This window comes from Actinoplanes couchii (genome assembly GCF_016862075.1).
Classification (GTDB): Bacteria; Actinomycetota; Actinomycetes; order Mycobacteriales; family Micromonosporaceae; genus Actinoplanes; species Actinoplanes couchii.
Map to the genome: position 1 here is coordinate 1 of NZ_BOMG01000018.1, position 17,080 is coordinate 17,080.

Genomic DNA, 17,080 nt, shown 5'->3' on the forward strand with positions numbered 1-17,080 from the left:
CCCACCCACCCGCGGCCCACCCACCCGCGGCCCCCCCACCCGCGGCCCACCCACCCGCGGCCCACCCACCCGCGGCCCACCCACCCGCGGCCCACCCACCCGCGGCCCACCCACCCGCGGCCTGGCCCGGTGGGCTTCGGCGGAGCTGCGGGCTGCGGGCTGCGGGGGGCTGGTGGTCAGATCTCGAAGAGTTCGCGCATCGCGGCGGCCAGGCGGACCATGCTCGCGCCGGTCACCATGCCGATGCGTTCGGCGCCGGTGGAGGCGGGCAGGCGGCGCATCCGGTTGATCACGACTACGCCGGTGATCGGGTCCTGCTCGGTCAGGGCGACCGCGTAGGGCGGTAGCTCGGTCGCGCCGCGCTGGCGGACGATCGGGGCACAGAACGGCGCCGCGTTCTTCCGCTCGTTGTAACTGTCGCCGGAGAGCACCAGGACGCGATATCGCAGGTCCGCGCGGTCTCCGATGGTCCAGATCTCGCCGCGTCTCATCTCAGCACGATCCGGAGATCGGCAGGGTCCGGCTCGGCATGGCAGGAAGCGTACCGCCGCACCGATCACCGCCGCGCCCGGGTGCGAGGCTACCGGCGGGTCACCTCAGCACGTCAGCGCCATATTGTGAATACAGTTCGCGATACGCGGCCGTCCATCATGGCGCCGCCCGTTCGCCTCGCCGGCATTCCACCGTCGCGCCCGCCGCGAACACGCGTTTCCGGCCCCTCGCGGGAGACCACTGTCACATCGACACACTCGGGCGTGTCCCATGATTCCCGCACCGGGCCGCCCCGCGCCGCACCGCCCCGCGCCGCGGCGTGCCGAGCCGAACCGGGCCGGGCCGGGCCGAGCCGCGCTGGGCCGGGCCGAGCTGCGCCGCGTTGAGCTGCGCCGCGCCGGGCGGTGGTGGCGCGGGGTCGAGGTGCTCACGCCGGGATGGGACGGTGGCGCGGGGCCGGAACCCCATGCCGGGCGGCGGTGGTGCGAGGGCGGGGGCCGGGGCGGCATGTCGGGAGGGGGTGGTGCGGGCGGTGCTGGGTGAACAGGTCGGGGTTGGCGGTGACGGACGCATTCGGCCCGGCGGTCGCGGGTCGGTCCGGGTGGGGCGGCTGCGTCGCGTTGACGTGGCGGGACCTTTGACTGGCGTACCGAAGAAATTGCACTGGGTCTTGAATGTCCGGTGTGGAGCCTTGCGGAGGTAGGGGGATGGGCCGAACGTCGGACGCCCGACCGGGTGACCTGGGGGACGTGCCGTCCTCCGTGGGCACCCGGGCGGATGATCGGGGGATGTCAACGGGCCGTGCGCTGGCGTAAGCAGGAAGCTGAGCGCAGGGAGGTCGTTGGTGGCGGGTCGTGCGGTGACGCAATCGGTGAGCAGTCTGTGTGTCGAACCTGCCGAACCTGCCGAACCGGCCGGACCTACCGAGACCGTCGAACCGGCCGAACCCGTCGAATCGGTCGGACCTGCCGGGCCGAGGTGGGGTTCGGCGGACAGTGGGCGGGTCGCGCTGGAACGTGCGGTCGGGTTGCTCGCGGGGCGGGCCGGGTGCCGGATGGCCGAGGCGCACCGGCATCTGTTGCGGTCGGCGAGCGAGCGCCGGTGCGACGTGACGGATCTGGCGCGCCGGGTGATCCGGATGCTGGACGGCGGAAATCCGGGGCACGCGCCGGAGACGGTTCCGCAGATGTTGGAAGCGGCCCAGGAAGAGACCCGGGCGGCGGTTCAGGAAGAGACCCGGGCGGCGGTCCAGGAAGAGACCCGGGCGGCGGTCCAGGAAGAGACCCGGGCGGCGGTTCAGGAGGAGATCCGGGCGGCGGCCCGGCCCGCGACTCTGAAGGCGGAGGTGACGCCGGGGCTGGAGCTGGTGGCGCCGGAGCCGGAGGCGGTTCAGGGAGTGCTCGACTCGATGCCCGGAATGACCGGATATCTCACCGGTGAGCGGGACGCCGACGGGCGGCTGACCGCGCTGGTGTGGGCAGCCGCCAGCCCGGAGGCGGTGACCCCGGACGGGCGGCGTGGCAGCCGGCTGATCGGGTCGCCGCTGTGCCGGCGGCTGATCACCGAGGAACGTTGGGCGGCCTACCAGCGGGTGCTCGACACCGGGGAGCCGGCCGATCTGGGGCCGCTGCCGGTCGGGGACGCCGACTGGATGATCCGGGTGCGGCGGCTCGGCCCGGGGCTGCTGATCAGCTGGGAGCGGGCCGCCGGGCGGGGCGACGCGGACCGGCTGGCCGAGGTGGAACGGACCCTCGCGGCCGAGCACGAGCTGGCCGGGCAGCTGCAGCGGATCATCCTGCCGATCCCGGCGGAGCCGCTGGACCTGCCGGGGCTGCGGGTGGCGTTGCGGTACCTGCCGGCGACCCAGGAGACGATGGTCGGCGGCGACTGGTTCCACGCGGCGGCCCTCAGTGACGGGACGACGCTGCTCGCGGTCGGTGACGTGGCCGGGCACGGCACCCACGCGGCGACCGTGATGGCCCAGCTCCGGCATGCGCTGCGCGCTCTGTCGGTGGTCACCAGCGACCCGGGCATGCTGCTGGAACACCTCAACCAGCTGACCTGTGAGCTGGGCGCGGACTCCCCGGAGCTGGCGGCGACCGCGGTGATCGGCCGGTTCGATCCGCGGCGCGGCGAGCTGGTGTGGGCGCAGGCGGGGCATCCGCCGCCGCTGCTGAACCGGGGCGGGCACACCGCGCCGCTGGCCCGCCCGCCGGGCCCGATGCTGGGGGTGGTGGAGAACGCCCGGTACGCCGACGCGGTCACCGGGTTCGACTCCGGTGACGTGCTGCTGCTCTACACCGATGGCCTGGTCGAGCACCGCCGTCGTGGTCTGGACGTCGGCCTGGACGCGGTGATCACGACTGTCGACGACGCGGTCCGGGCCTCGCCGGGGCAGCCGTTGGCTGAGTTGCTGGCCCGGTTGCGGCGGGCGAACCCGGACGACGACACGTGCATCCTGGCGGCCCGCCCGGGTGTTGCATGATCGTGGGGTGAAACCTTCGGTCTCCTGTGTGTTCGTGTGTCATGACGGCGACGGCCGGATCCTGCTGGCCCGCCGGTCCGTGCGGGCCCGTGACGAGCCGGGCACGTGGGACTGCGGCGCCGGCGCGCTGGAGTTCGGCGAGACCTTCGAGTCGGCGGTGACCAGGGAGGTCGGCGAGGAGTACGCGGCGGCCCCGCTGGCGATCCGGCAGCTCGGGGTGCGCAACGTGCTGCGCGCGGATTCGCACTGGGTGGCGGTGGTGTTCGCGGTGCTGGTGGATCCGGCCGAGGTTCGGATCGCCGAGCCGCACAAGTTCGACGAGCTGGGCTGGTTCACGCCGCAGGCGCTGCCGTCGCCGTTGCACTCGCAGCTGGCCGAGACGCTGGCGCTGTTCGGATGATCCCAGTCGTCCTGGACGGTGGTGACCGCCGCTGTGTGCTGCTCCTGATCGAGCTGCGCAGGCTCACCACGACCCTGCCGGCCGGCTCGGTGATCCACCTGATCGCCACCGATCCGGCCGCGCCGATCGACCTGCCGGCCTGGTGCCATCTGACCGGGCACGTCTATCTGGGCCCGGTTCAGGATCAAGAGCGTCCGACATTTGCGGTACGGGTGACAGCAGGCGCCGTGACCACCGCGTCGGAGAAACCCTGGCACCCCGCCGAAGTCTGACGTATGGGGCGATTCGTCCCGGGTAAGCGGCCGGGATGATCCGTTACGGGGACGAGGTGGCGTCGATCGCCCGGCCGTTGCGCGATCCGGGGGATCTGGACGTCCTGCTGGACCGGGCATCGACGGCGCGGGTCGTGCTGATCGGCGAGGCCAGCCACGGCACGCACGAGTTCTACCACTGGCGGGCCGAGCTGACCAAGCGCCTGCTGGCGGAGCACGACTTCTCGTTCGTGGCGGTCGAGGGCGACTGGCCGGACTGTGAACGGGTGAACGCCGCGGTCCGCGCCGGTGCCGCCGGGCCACGGGAGGCGCTGCTGCGTTACGACCGCTGGCCGACCTGGATGTGGGCCAACGAGGAGACCGCCGACTTCACCGGCTGGCTGCGGGCGCGCAACGAGCGGCGGCCGCCGGACGACCGGGTGGGTTTCCACGGGCTGGACGTCTACTCGCTGTGGGAGTCGATGCGGGAGATCCTGCTGTGGCTGCAGGAACACGACCCGGCGCTGGTGCCGCCGGCGCTGGACGCGTACCGCTGTTTCGAACGGTTCGGGGAGGATCCGGCCGCGTACGGCTGGGCCACCAGTTTTGTTCCCGGCTCCTGCGAGGACCGGGTGGTGGAGATGCTGTCGGCGCTGCGCGACCGGGACTTCGGTATGTGGCAGAACGCCGAGGTGGTGGCCGGGGCGGAGAGCTACTACCGGGCGATGGTGCGCGGCGGCCCCCAGGCCTGGAACATCCGGGAACACCACATGGACCGCACCCTGGACCGGCTGCTCACCCGCTACGGCCCGTCGTCGAAGGCGGTCGTCTGGGCGCACAACACACACGTCGGCGACGCGCGGGGCACCGACCAGGCCGGGCTCGGCGAGGTCACCATCGGGCAGCTGGCCCGGGACCGGTTCGGTACGGACCAGGTGGTTCTGGTGGGGTTCGGCACGCACCGGGGGACCGTGGTGGCCGGCGCGGGCTGGGGCGCGCCGATGGAGACGATGGGCGTGCCCCGGGGCCGGTCCGGATCGCTGGAGGAAGTCTTACACCGGGCGGCGCCGGAACAGGCCCTGTTCGTCTTCCCGGAAACCGGCCCGCGACCGGATCTGCTCACTGCCGAGTTGCCGCACCGGGCGATCGGCGTGGTCTACCGGCCGGCCCGGGAACGCTTGTCGAATTACGTCCCGACCGTGCTCGGCGAACGGTACGACGCGTTTCTGTGGATCGGCGAGACACGGGCGCTGCGGCCGCTGCACACTCTCCGGGTGGACTCCCACGAGCCGGAGACCTACCCCAGCGGTGTCTGACTTTGATATTGAACCGCCGATTAAATGGATCTTTTGGATCTCGGTGGCACATCCTTCTGTTGACGTGTGCGGACACCCGAAAAGACACGCACCACTGTCCGTGCTTACCGATCCGTTCCGGGGAAGATCGGCTTTAGGCTGTGGCATCCATCGATCATCCACTTCGGATTTCGCAGGAGAACCAGGTGCCATTGAAAAAGATCTCCCGTCTGATCCTCGCCGCGCTGATCGCCGTGAGCGGGACAGTGGTCGCGACAGCCGGACCGGCGTACGCGACCGTGCCGGGTCTGGTGCTCACCTCGACCACCGCGAGCCTGCCGACCACCCTGTCCGCTCTCGCCACCGGCAAACGGATCCAGTACGTCACCACCAACGTCAACGGCAGCTACACCACCGCCACCGGCCTGGTGCTCACCCCGAAGACCGGTAAGAAGAACAAGATCGTGGCGTGGGGACACGGCACCACCGGGCTCGCCGACGTCTGCGCGCCGTCGAACAACCAGGCGGTGTTCTGGAACGAGGCCCGGATCGCGATCGCCGAACTGCTGCGCCGCGGCTGGACCGTCGCCGCGCCCGACTATCCCGGGCTGGGCACCCCGCAGGCGCACCCCTACCTGGTCGGGGCCAGTGCCGCCCGGTCCCTGATCGACAACGTGCGCGCCGCCCGCTACCTCGACTCCGCGCTGTCCACCCAGTACGTCGTCGACGGCCACTCCCAGGGCGGCGCGGGAGCGCTGTTCGCCAGTCAGCTGGCTCCGTCGTACGACGGCAATCTGGTTCTGAAGGGCACCGCCTCGATCGCGCCGCTCTCCAACGTGCAGGAGATCATCCCCTACATCGCCGGCACCGAGATCCAGGGCTATCTGGTGATGGCGCTGTACGGGATCAACGCGGTCGAGCCGTCCTACAACCCGACGACCGTGCTGGCCGCGCCGGCCGAGACGAAACTCGGCGTGCTCCAGACCGGCTGCCTGTACGAGATCCTCGACGCCTTCGAGGACTTCACCGCCGAGGAGCTGATCGAGGGCGGCGAAGTCCCGTCCGCGTGGCTCAACAAGATGATGCAGTACGAGAACCCGCTGCAGACCGCCCCGAGCGCACCCGTCCTCATCGTCCACGGGACCGACGACGAGGCCGTGCCGTACTTCCTCTCCGAGATCCTCGCCAACCAGGTCACCTCGTACGGGGTGAACCTGACCTTCCAGACCATCGAGGGCGCCAACCACGACGGCGCCGTCATCCAGTCCGCGACCCAGGTGGCCGACTGGATCGCCGCCCGCTTCGCCTGAATCTTCTAGAACGCGTAACGGACATGTAGGTACGGGGTACGCCGCGCGATCAGATCGGTGAGCGCGCGGACGTACCCTCCCTTCGCGCCGGTGCGGTAGCGGACGTTCAGGTCGCCGTTCTGGGAGCGTTTGACCTGCTGCAGCTCCGGGCGCCAGAGGGCCTCCTCGGCCTTCGGGTGCCAGCCCAGGTTCACCTCGTGCAGGCCGCGGTTGTGGGTCAGGAAGATGACCTCGGCGGCGAGCTGCTTGCGGGTTGCCGCACTGATCCCGGTGTCCAGCTGGTCCAGCAGTTCACCCCAGTCGGCCAGCCAGCCGTCGCGGACCACGACCGGGCTGAAGTTGACGTGCACCTCGTAGCCGGCGGCCACGAAGTCGTCGATCGCCGCGATCCGCTCGCTGACCGGGCTGGTGCGGATGTCGAGCAGTTTCGCGTCCGCCTGCGGCATCAGCGAGAACCGGATCCGGGTGCGGCCCAGCGGATCCCAGTCGAGCAGGTCCCGGTTGACGTACTTGGTGGCGAAGCTGGCTTTGGCGTTCGTCTTCCACCGGAACAACTCGACCAGATCGCGGACGTTGTCGCTGACCAGAGCGTCCACCGAACAGTCCGAGTTCTCACCGATGTCGTAGACCCAGTCCACCGGGTCGCATTCGTTCGCTTCCGGTTTGCGGCCCTGCCGGTCCGCGTGCCTGCTGACGTACGACATGATCCGCTCGATGTTCGCGAACACGGTGATCGGGTTGCTGTATCCCTTGTGCCGCGGCACGTAACAGTAGGCGCAGGCCATCGCACACCCGTTGGCTGTCGACGGCGCGATGAAGTCGGCGGACCGCCCGTTGGGCCGGGCCGTCATCGTCTTCTTGACCCCGACGACGAGCGCCTCCCGTTTGATCCGCACCCACCGCCGCACGTTCTCCTCGTCGCCGTGCACCTCCGGAATCCGCTGATGGCTCTCGATCTCGACGACTGTCGCCTCCGGCCACCGGGCCAGGATCTCCCGCCCCCGGGGCAGCTCGGCGGCGGCCGGTTCCAGATAGATCCGCCGGATGTCCAGCATCTCGTTCACCACCGCATTGTTCCCCGGAATCAGGCCGGGACCTGGGAGGGCGCGGTCGAGCGGGCCCAGCGGCCGGTGCTGGCGCGGCCGATCAGCAGGACCGCGACACCCAGGGCGAACATGATCCACCAGCCGGTGTGGCCGAGGCCGGCGACCGCGCCGATCACCGCGACACCGAGGACCGTGCCGATCTGGCGGCTGGTGGAGGCGATGGCGGCGGCGACACCGGCCTGCGCGCGCGGCATGCCGGAGACGGCGGTGTTGGTGATCGGGGCGTTGACCATGCCGAAACCCAGGCCGAACAGCAGGTACGAGATCACCAGCAGCCAGACCGGGGTGTCCGCGGTGACCGTGGTCAGCGGCAGCAGGCCCAGCGCCATGGCGACCCCGGCGATCTGCAGCGGCAGCCGGGTGCCACGGTCGGCGACCAGACGGCCGGACAGCGGCGCGGCGATGATCGTCATCGCGGCCATCGGCAGCGTGTACAGCCCGGCCTGCAGCGCCGACAGGCCCCGGGTCTCCTGCAGGTAGAGCGTGTTCAGGAAGAGGAAGCCACCGAGCGCGCCGAACGCGCAGATCGCCACCAGGGTGGCGCCGGAGAACGACGCGTTGCGGAAGAACCGCAGCTCGATCAGGGGTTCGTCACGCCGCGGCTCCCACCACAGCAGGGCGGCCAGGGCGGTGCCGCCGAGGATGAAGCAGCCCAGGATCAGCGGCGAGGCCCAGCCCTCGGCCGGGCCCTCGATGATGCCGAAGGTGATCCCGGCGAGCAGCAGGAACACCAGCACCTGCCCGACCGGGTCGAGCCGTCGCGGGTGCTCGGCCCGGGACTCCGGGATGAACCGCCAGGCCAGCACGAACGCGGCGATCCCGACCGGCACGTTGATCCAGAAGATGGACGGCCAGCCGAACGCGTGCACCAGGAAACCACCGGCCAGCGGCCCGAGCGCCATGCTGAAACCGGACACCGCGCCCCAGACGCCGATGGCGCGGGCCCGTTCCTTCGGGTCGGTGAACGTGTTCGTGATGATCGACATGGCGACCGGGTTGAGCATCGACCCGCCGATCGCCTGGACCATCCGGAACCCGATCAGCCAGCCCAGGCTGGGCGCGACACTGCACAGCAGCGAGCCGATGGTGAACAGCACCAGACCGGTCTGGAACACCCGGCGCCGGCCGATCCGGTCGGCGGTCGACCCGGCCAGCACCAGCAGGCTGGCCAGCACCAGGGTGTACGCGTCCAGGGTCCACTGCAGCCCGGAGACCGGCGCGTCCAGATCGTCACGGATCGCGGGAAGCGCGACGTTCACGATCGTCACGTCCAGGCTGATGATCAGCAGGCTCATGCAACAGATCGCGAGGATCAGGTATCGGCGGGGCACCCTGTGTGTCTACCCCCATGGGCCCGCCCTGACCGCGCGAGATTGGTCACCCGCCCGGGAGCGGGCGGGTGTCGGCGTGCACCCGGGCCCGGACGTGGTCGATGAACAGGCGCAGGCCGGCGCAGTACACCGACGGGTTGGCGAAGCCGGTCTCCGGGCGGTACCGGTGCGCGTAGTGGCCGCCGCCGCAGACCCGGTGCAGGGGACAGGCCCGGCACTCCGCGCAGAGCGCCCCGGCGCCGAGCTGGCGGGCCACGATCCCCGGGTGGCGCAGCGCGGTGTCGAAGTCGTCGTGGGCCACGTGCAGTCCTGTCGCGCAGGCGCCCGGGTACGCGGTCTTCAGGGCGTCGACCTGCTCGATCGCGCCGTCCGACTCGACCACCACCAGGGCCACCGGGCTCAGGCCGATCTGCTCGGAGCGGGACGCCCCGCCGAGCAGCAGGTCCAGGGTGCTCTCGAAGAGGCGTACCGGCACCGGGTCCGGGTCGTCGTACCAGGCGTCGAACGCGCCGGTCAGCCATCGCCCGTACACGCCGGGGCCCCGGTCGGGTGGCGTGCTCCAGGTGGCGTGCGGCAGCAGGAAGTCGATCGCGGCCGGGCCGAAGTCACGCAGTGTCCGGTAACAGCGGGCCGGATCGGTGTCCGGGGCGACGGTGCACAGCAGCCCGGCGAACCCGTCCCGGAACGCGGGTGCGGCGAGCAGCTCCAGGGCCCGGCTCACCGCGGTGTACGTGCCGCGGCCGGCGTGGGTCACCCGGTACCGGTCGTGGTCCTCGGCGACCCCGTCGACGCTGACCGACACGGCGATGTCGTGGTCCCGGAGCGTCCGGACGGCGGCCTCGGTGAGCAGGACGCCGTTGGTCTGGATGCCGACACGCACCGTGCAGGTCTCCGGCACCGCGGCGCGCACGCCGTCGGCGAGCCGGCCGAGCGTGGCGGCGCCGAGAAGCATCGGCTCCCCGCCGTGCAGCACCACCCGGATCCGGCGCAGACCCTGCCGGCGCACGTGGTCACCGAGACGGCGCACGGCGGCGGCGAACACCTCGGGCGACATCACCGCCGGCCGGTCCCGCCAGCTCTGGTCGGCGTGCTCGTAGACGTAGCAGTACGAGCAGGCCAGATTGCATCTCTGGTGGACCTTCAGGACCACCTCGTGCAACGGCGTGGACCGCCAGCCCGACGCGAGCAGCCCCGCCACGTCGAGGCCGGCATACGGCCACGTCGCCGGGGTCGTCGATGGGCCGGCCTGCACGCCGCAGTATCGCAGTCGATCCGCGCGCCCGGGCAGCCGGATCCGGATCACAGGCGCGGCACGTTTCCCGGCGCGGGTGAAGAGGGCAAGGTGGGCCCATGCATATCTGGCCCGGCAATCCCTATCCGTTGGGGGCCACCTATGACGGTGGTGGCACCAATTTCGCGCTCTTCTCCGAGGCGGCCACCCGGGTCGAGTTGTGCCTGTTCGACGAGAACGGCACCGAGACCCGGGTGGACCTGCCGGAACGCGAGGCGCTGGTCTGGCACGGATACCTGCCCCGGGTCGTTCCCGGGCAGCGGTACGGCTATCGCGTGCACGGCCCGTACGAGCCGTCCTGGGGGCAGCGCTGCAACCCCGCCAAACTGCTGCTGGACCCGTACGCGAAGGCGATCGACGGCGACTACCGGTGGGATCAGGCGCTGTTCTCCTACGATTTCGGCGATCCGGAATCACACAACACCGTCGACTCCGCGGAGTTCGCGCCCCGTTCGGTGGTCATCAATCCCTATTTCGACTGGGGCAACGACCGGCCGCTGAAGGTCCCGATGTGGGAGACGGTGATCTACGAGGCGCACGTCAAGGGCATGACGATCAGACACCCCGACATTCCCGATGACGTACGGGGTACGTATTCCGGCCTGGCCCACCCCGCGATGATCAAGTACTTGAAGAACCTCGGTGTCACCGCCGTCGAGTTGATGCCGGTGCACCAGTTCGTGCACGACAGCGGACTGATCGAGCGGGGCCTGACCAACTACTGGGGCTACAACACGATCGGTTTCTTCGCCCCGCACAACGGCTACTCCTCGTTCGGTGGCGGGGGCGGCCAGGTGCAGGAGTTCAAGGCCATGGTGAAAGCCCTGCACGCGGCCGGCATCGAGGTCATTCTCGACGTCGTCTACAACCACACCGCCGAGGGCAACCACCTGGGCCCGACGCTGTCGTTCCGGGGCATCGACAATCCGGCCTACTACCGGCTCGTCGACGACGACAAGCGCTACTACTACGACACCACCGGCACCGGGAACAGCCTCAACGTGCGCCACCACGAATCGTTGCGGCTCATCATGGACTCGCTGCGGTACTGGGTCACCGAGATGCACGTCGACGGATTCCGTTTCGACCTGGCCGCCGCGCTGGCCCGCGAATTCCACGAGGTGGACCGGCTGGCCGCGTTCTTCGACCTGGTCAACCAGGACCCGGTGGTCTCCCAGGTCAAACTGATCGCCGAGCCGTGGGACGTCGGCGACGGCGGTTACCAGGTCGGTGGCTTCCCGCCGAACTGGACCGAATGGAACGGGAAGTACCGCGACTCGGTGCGCGATTTCTGGCGCGGCGAACCGTCCAGCCTCGGCGAGTTCGCGTCCCGGTTCACCGGCAGTTCCGACCTCTATCAGGACGACGGCCGGCGGCCCATCGCGTCGATCAACTTCGTGACCGCCCACGACGGTTTCACCCTGCACGACCTGGTGTCGTACAACGAGAAACACAACGACGCCAACGGTGAGGGCAACCGCGACGGCGAGTCGCACAACCGCTCGTGGAACTGTGGTGTCGAAGGCGAGACCGAGGACGCCGACGTGATCGTGCTGCGGGAACGCCAGAAACGCAACTTCCTGGCCACCCTGCTGCTTAGTCAGGGCGTCCCGATGATCGCGCACGGCGACGAACTCGGCCGCACCCAGCACGGCAACAACAACGTCTACTGCCAGGACAGCGAGATCTCCTGGGTGGACTGGGCCGACGCGCGCAACGAGGACGTCCTCACCGGATTCACCCGCCGACTGCTGAAACTGCGCGCCGACCACCCGATCTTCCGGCGCCGACGGTTCTTCACCGGTGATCCGGCGGGCGATTCGAAACTGCCCGACATCGCCTGGCTGCGCCGGGACGGCGAGGTGATGACCGACGCGGACTGGAACACCCACAGCGGCATGACCATGACCGTCTTCCTCAACGGCCACGGCATTCCGGAACGTGACGCCCTCGGCGAGGAGATCAGGGACGATTCGTTCCTGCTTTTGTTCAATCCGCTCGACGAGGACGTGGCGTTCACCCTGCCCGACCGTGATTACGGCCGGACCTGGGAGATCGCCGCCAACACCGCCGACCCACTGTTGGCGGTCAAACGCAAAACCGCACGCGCCGGTACGTCGGTGCAGGTCACCAGGCACTCCCTGGTCGTCATGCGCTGCCGTTACTGACCCAGCGAGCGGTACCAGGCGATCTTCTCGCGCACCCGCTCCTGCTCGCGCCGCAGCTGCTCGACCTTGGCATCGATCTCCCGATCGTGCTCCTCGAGCAGCGCGGTGCGGCGGGCCGGGGCGCCCTCGTCGTCCTCGGTCAGCAGCTCGGCGAACCGCCGCAGCCGGGCGATCGGCATGCCCGAGTCACGCAGGCAGCGCAGCAGCCCCAGCCGGGACAGGTCGTCGTCGGAGAACACCCGCCGGCCACTGGACGTGCGCCGGATGCCGTGCATCAGCCCGATCTTCTCGTAGTAACGGATCGTGTCGATGCTGACGCCGAGCCGCTCCGCCGTCTCCCCCGGTGTATATGGCACGGATCGAGCTTAACCGCTCTCTGATATCGGCATCCGTCCCTACTGGTGCCGGCGTCGTGGTCGATGGGAGGCTGAGGCATGGAACACTCACCGCGGCCCCGCCTGCACTTCACGCCGCGCATCGGTCGTGTCGGTGACCTCTTCGGTGTGCTCGCGGTCGACGGGCGGCACCACGTCTTCTACGAGATCGACATCCCCGGCGAGGACTCCGCCTGGGGCTGGGCGGTCTCCGACGACCTGGTCATCTGGACCGAGCAGGGTGTCGTCCCGGCGCCCGGCGACGCCCGCTGCGGCACCGTGGTGGCCGGGCCCGTCGTCTTCTACACCAGCGGCGACGGGCAGATCACCCGCGCCGTCCCGGAACCCGGGTTCACCGGCTGGCGGCCGGACGCCGGCCCGCTGATCAGCGCGCCGCCGTCCGGGGTCACCGACATGTGCGACCCGGCCGTCTGGTGGGCCGGCAGCAACTGGCGGATGCTGCTCAGCGGGCGCCTGCGCGACGGCTCCGCCGCCGTTCTGCAGTACCACTCCGCCGACCTGCTGCACTGGTCGTACGACGGCGTCCTGATCTCCTCCGACCAGGCCACCTGGAGCTGCCCGCGGCTGTTCCCCCTGGACGGCGCCTGGGTCCTGCTGGTCGGCACCGGCGACGAGGTGGCGTACGCGATCGGCGACTACGACGGCCTGCACTTCACCGCCCGCGCCTGGGGCACGTTCGGCCGCGGCAGCCTCGGCCCCGCCGTCACCTTCGTCGACGCGGCCGGCCGCCGCTGCCTGCTCGCCCGCCTCGGCGACGACCTGGCCTGGTCCGGTGCCCTCAGCCTGCCCTGGGTCCTGTCGGTCCGCGGCGAGCGGCTGATCGCCACCCCGCACCCCAACCTCGACCCCTACCTGATCAGCGGCGCCACCGGCCTGACCGCCGCCGGGGGAGAGGTCCGCGACCACGGCGACCTGATCCTGCGGATGCCGGCCGGCGGCGAGACCACCCTGTTCGCCGACGCCGACATCGTCGAGGTCACCGTCGAAGGTGTCAGCGGCCTCGGCGTGGCCCGGCGCACCGGCCCGGTCGTGCCCGGTGTCCGGTTCGCGCGCTTCGGTAGTTTGGGGTGACCCGGCCGGGGCATGCCCTCTCACATGCCTGGACGTGAAGAACTACCTGACACGCTCAAACGGTCCCCGAAGAAGGCGCAGCGCACCTTCATCAAGACCCACGACTCGGCGGTGGAACAGTACGGCGAAGGCGAGCGCGCCCACCGGACCGCGCTGTCCGCGGTGAAACATTCCTTCGAGAAGGTCGGCGATCACTGGGAGGCCAAGGAGAAGAAAGGCCCCAGCGACGCCAAAGCGGCCGGCGGGCGGGACACCGATGCGCCCACCGCCGGGGGTGTGGACGCCAACGCCAGCAAGAAACACCTGATGGACGTGGCCCGGCGCCTCGACGTCAGCGGACGGTCGACGATGACCAAACCGGAACTCGTGGACGCCATCCAGAAAGCCAACGACCGAGAGACCCGAAAAGCCCGTGAATGACCTCGATCGATTCGTACATGCGCAGGAAGGCGTTTTCGATCAGGCGCTCGCCGAGCTGACGGCCGGGCGTAAACGTACCCACTGGATGTGGTTCGTCTTTCCGCAGTTGGGTGGCCTGGGATCGAGCGTGACCGCGGACCGGTACGCCATTCGTGATCTGGATGAGGCACGCGCCTATCTGGCCCATCCGGTCCTGGGCCCGCGGCTGGAACAGTGCGCCACGGCTCTGCTGGAGCACCGGGGGAGCAGCGCGTCGGAGATCCTCGGCTATCCCGACGACCTGAAGTTGCGGTCGTCGATGACCCTGTTCGCTCGGGCGGCGGCGGATCCCGGGGTGTTTCAGCAGGTCCTGGACCTGTTCTATGACGGGCCGGACCCGAAGACGGTGCATCTGCTCAGCTTCGGGTAGCGGTCGGGGGTGGTGCTAGCACCACCATTCTTGGTTCGGCTGGCTCTATCGTGCCCGCACCATCCCAGCGGGCACGATTCCAGGCATGGAATCCCGCAGGCCCACCCCGCCCGGCGCCGGCCGCCCCCGACCCGAGACCGTGCCCACGGTCCGCGCGGTCGTCGGCCTGCTCCTGGGCGCGGGTTCCCTGGGCCTCACCGCACTGGGCGACCCGATCGATTCCTTCCTGCCGGCCGCCTGCCTGGCGCTGGGATCAGCGGTGGCCCTGACGCCGGCCCTGATCCGCCTGCTCACCTGGTCACTGCGCGTCCTCCACACCCCGCCACCGCGTCGTCTTCCCACCTGGCCACCGCGTGCTCTTCTCGCCCGGCCGTCGCGTGCTCTTCTTGCCTGGCCACCGCGTGGTCTTCTCGCCCGGCCGTCGCGTGCTTTTCTTGCCTGGACGTCGAGCGGCCTGCCCACCTTGCTGCCGCGTCGTTCTCTCGCCCGGCCGGCACTTCGGCCTCTCGTCTGGCCGCTGCGCGGGAGGATGTCCTCGATCGGTGGTGCCGGGGGTTTCGGCACCCCGGAGCGAACCGCTGCCATCGCGGCTCCCGTGCTGGTCACGGTGGGGTTGGCGACCACTCTCTGGACAGCTTCCGCGACCGTGTCCACCGCGATGCTCACCGCAGCCGACGAACGCCTGAAACCCTCCACCACAGTGATCACCGCCGCCGACCGTGCGGGAATCCCGGCTGACACCGTGCGGGCGCTGGCGACGGTGCCCGGCGTGACCGCCGTGATCCCGACCCGATCGGAAACGGTGCACACCACCCGAGCCGCAGACCAGAGCAAGGCGGTCACAGCTCGTTTCGTGGCACCGGGCATCACCACAGCCTTGAACCTGCCGGCGACGGCAGGCGACTTGGCGCTCCTGCACGCCCCACTCTCCTACTTCACACTCCCACCCACCGACGACGACCCTTCCCCAGCGCCGTCGCCACTACCACCGCAGCCCGGCTCCTCGGCCTTCACCTCATCCGAGCCTTCATCAACCGCGCCCGCGCCTTCATCACCCGCGCCTGCCGCGCCCGCGTCTTCTTTACCCATGTCTCCCTTGCCCGTGACTTCCTCGCCCATGTCTTCCCTGCCCGAGCCCTCCCCATCTGCTTCTTCTTCGCCCGTGTCTTCCTCGTCCGCTCTTCCCCTCGGGGCGGTCGTGATGGCCGACGCGGCAACGGGTAGCGGCCCATCGGCAGGCGTCCTACCGACACGCGTTCTACCGACAGATGTCCTGCCAACAGATGTCCTGCCAACCGATGTCCTGGCAACCGGTGTCCTGCCTGTAGGTGTCCTCCCGGTGGGCGGACTGGCCGCGGGAATGGACGTGGCCCGCGCCAATGGATGGACTCTCGGCAGCGACGCCCGGATCTGGTCGGCCGACGGAACCTCCGTGATGGCGCGGGTTGTCGCACTGCTACCGGAGAGCCTCGACATGGCATCGACGATCCTGCTGCCGTGGGATCTCACCGAGAGCACCACAGACCACGCGGACCGGAACGCCTACCGGGAACGAGCCGCCGACACCGTCTACATCGTCGGCGATGCGGACGTATCCCGGCTCGCCGCGGTCACCGGCCCATCCGGAACGGTCCACAGCAGGCCGACTCACGCCGCGAACGCCGGTCCTGGGATACAACACGATCATCGGCAGGCCCAGGCAGGCGAGATCGAGCGAGATTCCCGGGCAGCCGCTGAGATTCAGACGAGCCGTGATCCTGAAGCCGGCCTCGATCTCCGGCCGGGGCATTTCGCTCAACCGGGTCACCTTCTTCAACCGAGGAACCTAACTCAACCGGGTCCTTCTCCTCAGCCGGGTCATCTCCCTCGACCCGGAATGGTCGGACTTTTCGGGGCAATCCTGCTTTGCGCCGCTGTGGTCTGCGGTGTGGTCCTCGGAGCGGCGGGCTCGGGTCGTTCCCGTGTCCATATCTTTTCCCGCGCCCATCTCCGTTCTCGCGCCCATCTCCGTCCTCGCGCCCATCTCCGTTCTCGCGCTGATGTCCGGTCCCGGGCGATCTCGGTGTTCCGGCATAGCGGTGTCTCGCCTCGCCGGATCCTGTCCATGATCGCCTTGGAGACGGGCTTGGCCGTTGTGGTGGGGACGAGTCTGGCGGCGGCGGTCTCCGTGGTGCTGCTGTTCAGCCTGCGTTCCCGGTTGGAAGGACTTGTCGACGAGCCTTTGCTTACCGTTCCGTGGCCGCTCGTCATTGCGGTGACCAGCGCCTGCGTCGTGATCGTCTTCTTCGTGAGTCTTCTGTCGGCCGCCGTTTCGCTACAGCGTCCCCTTGAACCGACCGCGCTGCCCGCCATCGAAGACTCGCCCGCCCGAGACCGCGATCTTCTCGACGAGGTCTGCCTGGCAGGTTGCTCGGTTTCGCCGGTGGGTGATCCTTCGGAGAAGCAGGGGAGCGGAAATGGGTGATATGTCAGGATCGCATCTTCGATGTCCTAGGTAAGGAAGAGCCGATGCGTGCTGCCCGCGCCCTGGCGCTGGTCGTCGCCGGAGCCCTGTTGGCGGTGCCTTCCACCGCCGCGGCAGGGACAAGCCGTGGCTCGGCCGCGGTCGGTGTGGGTGCGCCGGCGGGAATCGATCGCGAACCGGCGTTCGTGGGAG

At 69.8% G+C, this 17,080-nt stretch carries 17 protein-coding genes; 10 read left to right on the plus strand and 7 right to left on the minus strand.

The window, feature by feature from the left end; all coding sequences use genetic code 11:
* Positions 1 to 176 precede the first annotated feature (176 nt).
* A complete protein-coding gene (locus tag Aco03nite_RS04080) occupies positions 177 to 491 on the minus strand; it encodes a type II toxin-antitoxin system PemK/MazF family toxin (RefSeq protein ID WP_203793227.1) in 315 nt (104 codons plus the stop codon).
* Positions 492 to 1,363: 872 nt separating this feature from the next.
* On the opposite strand from Aco03nite_RS04080, the gene Aco03nite_RS53980 reads away from it, so the two are divergent.
* The 5 genes from Aco03nite_RS53980 (at position 1,364) to Aco03nite_RS04105 (ending at position 6,233) form a co-directional block, all read left to right on the plus strand.
* Positions 1,364 to 2,977, plus strand: coding sequence for a SpoIIE family protein phosphatase (locus Aco03nite_RS53980; RefSeq protein ID WP_275415814.1), 1,614 nt, complete (start codon positions 1,364 to 1,366; stop codon positions 2,975 to 2,977).
* Positions 2,978 to 2,984: 7 nt separating this feature from the next.
* Complete coding sequence (locus Aco03nite_RS04090; protein ID WP_203793228.1) at positions 2,985 to 3,377, plus strand: NUDIX domain-containing protein; 393 nt, start codon at positions 2,985 to 2,987, stop codon at positions 3,375 to 3,377.
* Positions 3,374 to 3,649 (plus strand): sulfurtransferase TusA family protein, encoded by a 276-nt coding sequence (locus Aco03nite_RS04095; protein ID WP_203793229.1) that lies wholly within the window; start codon positions 3,374 to 3,376, stop codon positions 3,647 to 3,649. The genes Aco03nite_RS04090 and Aco03nite_RS04095 overlap by 4 nt, the downstream gene beginning before the upstream one ends.
* Before the next feature lie 35 nt (positions 3,650 to 3,684).
* The gene (locus Aco03nite_RS04100; protein WP_203793230.1) at positions 3,685 to 4,944 is read left to right on the plus strand and encodes an erythromycin esterase family protein; all 1,260 of its coding nucleotides are present in this window, start codon (positions 3,685 to 3,687) and stop codon (positions 4,942 to 4,944) included.
* A 185-nt stretch (positions 4,945 to 5,129) separates the two neighbouring features.
* Positions 5,130 to 6,233 carry an alpha/beta fold hydrolase gene (locus tag Aco03nite_RS04105; RefSeq protein WP_239144901.1) on the plus strand — a complete coding sequence of 368 codons (1,104 nt, stop codon included), beginning with the start codon at positions 5,130 to 5,132 and terminating at the stop codon, positions 6,231 to 6,233.
* A 5-nt stretch (positions 6,234 to 6,238) separates the two neighbouring features.
* Here Aco03nite_RS04105 and Aco03nite_RS04110 read toward each other — a convergent pair whose 3' ends face one another.
* From Aco03nite_RS04110 to Aco03nite_RS04120, 3 genes are all read right to left on the minus strand, one after another.
* A complete protein-coding gene (locus Aco03nite_RS04110; protein WP_203793241.1) occupies positions 6,239 to 7,288 on the minus strand; it encodes a spore photoproduct lyase family protein in 1,050 nt (349 codons plus the stop codon).
* A gap of 29 nt (positions 7,289 to 7,317) precedes the next feature.
* Complete coding sequence (locus Aco03nite_RS04115; protein WP_239144902.1) at positions 7,318 to 8,634, minus strand: MFS transporter; 1,317 nt, start codon at positions 8,632 to 8,634, stop codon at positions 7,318 to 7,320.
* 82 nt (positions 8,635 to 8,716) lie between these two features.
* On the minus strand, positions 8,717 to 9,973 hold the full coding sequence (locus tag Aco03nite_RS04120; protein ID WP_239144903.1) for an FxsB family cyclophane-forming radical SAM/SPASM peptide maturase: 1,257 nt from the start codon (positions 9,971 to 9,973) through the stop codon (positions 8,717 to 8,719).
* Between the two features lie 47 nt (positions 9,974 to 10,020).
* On the opposite strand from Aco03nite_RS04120, the gene glgX reads away from it, so the two are divergent.
* Positions 10,021 to 12,129, plus strand: a complete 2,109-nt coding sequence (gene glgX, locus Aco03nite_RS04125) for a glycogen debranching protein GlgX (protein WP_203793232.1) — start codon at positions 10,021 to 10,023, stop codon at positions 12,127 to 12,129.
* Here the strand turns inward: glgX and Aco03nite_RS04130 are convergent.
* Positions 12,123 to 12,485 carry a MerR family transcriptional regulator gene (locus Aco03nite_RS04130; protein WP_203793233.1) on the minus strand — a complete coding sequence of 121 codons (363 nt, stop codon included), beginning with the start codon at positions 12,483 to 12,485 and terminating at the stop codon, positions 12,123 to 12,125. The genes glgX and Aco03nite_RS04130 overlap by 7 nt on opposite strands.
* A 78-nt stretch (positions 12,486 to 12,563) precedes the next feature.
* On the opposite strand from Aco03nite_RS04130, the gene Aco03nite_RS04135 reads away from it, so the two are divergent.
* The 3 genes from Aco03nite_RS04135 to Aco03nite_RS04145 are packed head-to-tail and all read left to right on the plus strand — an operon-like array spanning position 12,564 to position 14,424.
* Complete coding sequence (locus Aco03nite_RS04135; protein ID WP_203793234.1) at positions 12,564 to 13,595, plus strand: glycoside hydrolase family 32 protein; 1,032 nt, start codon at positions 12,564 to 12,566, stop codon at positions 13,593 to 13,595.
* 24 nt (positions 13,596 to 13,619) lie between these two features.
* Positions 13,620 to 14,015 carry a ChaB family protein gene (locus Aco03nite_RS04140; RefSeq protein WP_203793235.1) on the plus strand — a complete coding sequence of 132 codons (396 nt, stop codon included), beginning with the start codon at positions 13,620 to 13,622 and terminating at the stop codon, positions 14,013 to 14,015.
* Positions 14,008 to 14,424: a DUF1810 domain-containing protein gene (locus Aco03nite_RS04145; RefSeq protein WP_203793236.1), complete on the plus strand. Its 417-nt coding sequence runs from the start codon at positions 14,008 to 14,010 to the stop codon at positions 14,422 to 14,424. Before Aco03nite_RS04140 ends, Aco03nite_RS04145 begins: the two co-directional genes overlap by 8 nt.
* A 930-nt stretch (positions 14,425 to 15,354) precedes the next feature.
* On the opposite strand, the gene Aco03nite_RS04150 is transcribed toward Aco03nite_RS04145, so the two are convergent.
* A complete protein-coding gene (locus Aco03nite_RS04150; RefSeq protein ID WP_203793237.1) occupies positions 15,355 to 15,543 on the minus strand; it encodes a hypothetical protein in 189 nt (62 codons plus the stop codon).
* A gap of 337 nt (positions 15,544 to 15,880) precedes the next feature.
* The gene (locus Aco03nite_RS04155) at positions 15,881 to 16,240 is read right to left on the minus strand and encodes a hypothetical protein (RefSeq protein ID WP_203793238.1); all 360 of its coding nucleotides are present in this window, start codon (positions 16,238 to 16,240) and stop codon (positions 15,881 to 15,883) included.
* A 60-nt stretch (positions 16,241 to 16,300) separates the two neighbouring features.
* Between Aco03nite_RS04155 and Aco03nite_RS54505 the strand changes: the two genes are divergently transcribed.
* Positions 16,301 to 16,888, plus strand: a complete 588-nt coding sequence (locus Aco03nite_RS54505; protein ID WP_307837627.1) for an FtsX-like permease family protein — start codon at positions 16,301 to 16,303, stop codon at positions 16,886 to 16,888.
* Positions 16,889 to 17,080 lie beyond the last annotated feature (192 nt).